General features: G+C 62.7%; 2 protein-coding genes. Both read left to right on the forward strand.

Features of this window, described 5'->3' with window-relative positions; all coding sequences use genetic code 11:
• The first annotated feature begins 23 nt into the window (after positions 1-23).
• Positions 24-1,445: a glycogen synthase GlgA gene (glgA, locus tag L0H65_RS19125; protein ID WP_301460779.1), complete on the forward strand. Its 1,422-nt coding sequence runs from the start codon at positions 24-26 to the stop codon at positions 1,443-1,445.
• Positions 1,442-1,963: a hypothetical protein gene (locus L0H65_RS19130; protein WP_301460780.1), complete on the forward strand. Its 522-nt coding sequence runs from the start codon at positions 1,442-1,444 to the stop codon at positions 1,961-1,963. The genes glgA and L0H65_RS19130 overlap by 4 nt, the downstream gene beginning before the upstream one ends.
• The last annotated feature ends 18 nt before the right edge of the window (positions 1,964-1,981 follow it).

The following is a 1,981-nucleotide window of genomic DNA, read 5'->3' on the forward strand; positions in this document are numbered from 1 at the left end:
TGAACAGATGAATGAGGGTTGAAATGGGGCGGGTGCTGTCGGTTGCGTCAGAGGCTGTACCGCTGGTGAAAACCGGTGGCTTGGCCGATGTTGTGGGGGCATTGCCGGCAGCTTTGGCGGCGGTTGGTTGGGAGATGCGTGTGTTGATCCCGGCGTACCCTGCGTTGCGAAAGCAAGCCGCGCGGTGGCCGGTGGTCTGGTCTGAGCGCGATTTGTTTGGCGGGCCTGCGACGGTTTTATCGGGCGAGGTGGCTGGGACTGCGTTTCTGCTGCTGGATGCGCCGCATCTGTTTGACCGCGAGGGTGGGATTTATGCCGGGCCGGATGGCGATTGGCGCGACAATGACCTGCGCTTTGCGGGCCTCAGTTGGGCAGGGGCCGCGATTGCGCGTGATGGCCTGGCAGATGGCTGGCGGCCCGATGTCTTGCACGCGCATGACTGGCAGGCGGGCTATGCCCCGGCCTATTTGCGCTATGGGGGCAGTGCTGTGCCATCGGTCATCACTGTTCACAATATCGCCTTTCAGGGGTTCTCGCCCGCTGAACGGCTGACGGCGCTGCGTTTGCCTGAGGCGGAGTTTCATGCCGATGCTCTGGAATATTATGGCGGCGTGTCGTCCTTGAAGGCCGGGTTGGTAACGGCAGACCGGGTGACAACCGTGTCACCGAACTATGCCGGGGAATTGCGTCGGCCGGAATTTGGCATGGGGCTGGAGGGGGTGATTGCGGCGCGCGGCACCGATGTCAGCGGGATTTTGAACGGGGTGGATGAAGCGGTCTGGTCGCCGGAGGTGGCGGAGCATCCCTATTCTGCGACTCGGATGCGCGGCAAGGCTAAGGCGCGGGCGGCTATATGTGCTGAGTTCGGGTTGGAGGTGCCGGGACCTCTGGCGATCATCGTCAGCCGGTTGACCGATCAGAAGGGAATTGACCTCGTGCCTGCGGTCACCCCGGAATTCATCGCGGCGGGTGGTGGCGTGCTGGTGTTGGGGAGCGGCGATGCGGCGCTGGAGGCGCAGATGCAATTGCTGGCGCAACAGTTTCCGGGCCGGGTCGCGGTGCGAATTGGCTATGATGAGGCGTTGAGCCACCGGATGTTTGCCGGTGGCGACGCCGTGCTGGTGCCGTCGCGGTTTGAGCCGTGCGGCTTGACGCAGCTCTACGGTTTGCGTTTCGGCACCTTGCCGGTTGTGGCGGCGGTGGGTGGCTTGGCCGATACCGTGATCACCGCCAATCCCGCAGCCCTTGCTGCCGGAATAGCGACCGGGATTGCCTTTCATCCGACCGAGGTGGCCCCTTTCGCGGTTGCCATGCAACATTTGACAGCCCTTTACGCCGATCCGAAGCTTTGGGCGCAAATGCAACGCAATGCGATGCGGCAATCGGTGGATTGGGGCGAAAGTGCTGCGCGGTATGCCGCACTTTACGCAGGCTTGACGGCATGACGGCAGACGGCAACCGCCGCTTCGACACCGGGCCGGGCCAGCCGCATCGGCTGGGATCGATTGCCACAGGCGAAGGTGTGGATTTCGCGGTGTTTTCAGCCCATGCCACGGCGATAGATCTGTGCCTGTTCTCGCCCGATGGCAAGCGGGAGCTTGCGCGCCTGCCGATGCGCTACCGTGAGGGCGATATCTGGCATCTACGGGTCGCCGGGGTGCGAACGGATGCCGCCTACGGCTTTCGTGCCTACGGTCCCTATGCGCCAGAGGTCGGGCATCGTTTCAACCCCAACAAGTTGTTGATCGACCCTTATGCTCGCCGCTTTTCCGGGGATGTGCGTTGGTCGGATGTGCTGATGGGCTATAAAGTGGGGGCGGCGCGCGCCGATTTGTCATTCGATGCGCGCGATTCCGCCTTTGCGGTGCCGAAATCACTGGTGACCAAACCGCTGGCGACGCTGACAGATGCACTCCATACCCCTTGGCGCGACACCAGAAACCGGTCATCAATGAAGCTGTGAACCGGCAACAGTTCAATC

Source organism: Pseudorhodobacter sp., assembly GCF_030452865.1.
GTDB lineage: Bacteria > Pseudomonadota > Alphaproteobacteria > Rhodobacterales > Rhodobacteraceae > Pseudorhodobacter.

What these genes read in the sequence shown, in the direction of transcription:
- glgA (WP_301460779.1), top strand. Translation starts at nt 24, where the DNA reads ATGGGGCGGGTGCTGTCGGTTGCGTCAGAGGCTGTACCGCTGGTGAAA.
- L0H65_RS19130 (WP_301460780.1), top strand. Translation starts at nt 1,442, where the DNA reads ATGACGGCAGACGGCAACCGCCGCTTCGACACCGGGCCGGGCCAGCCG.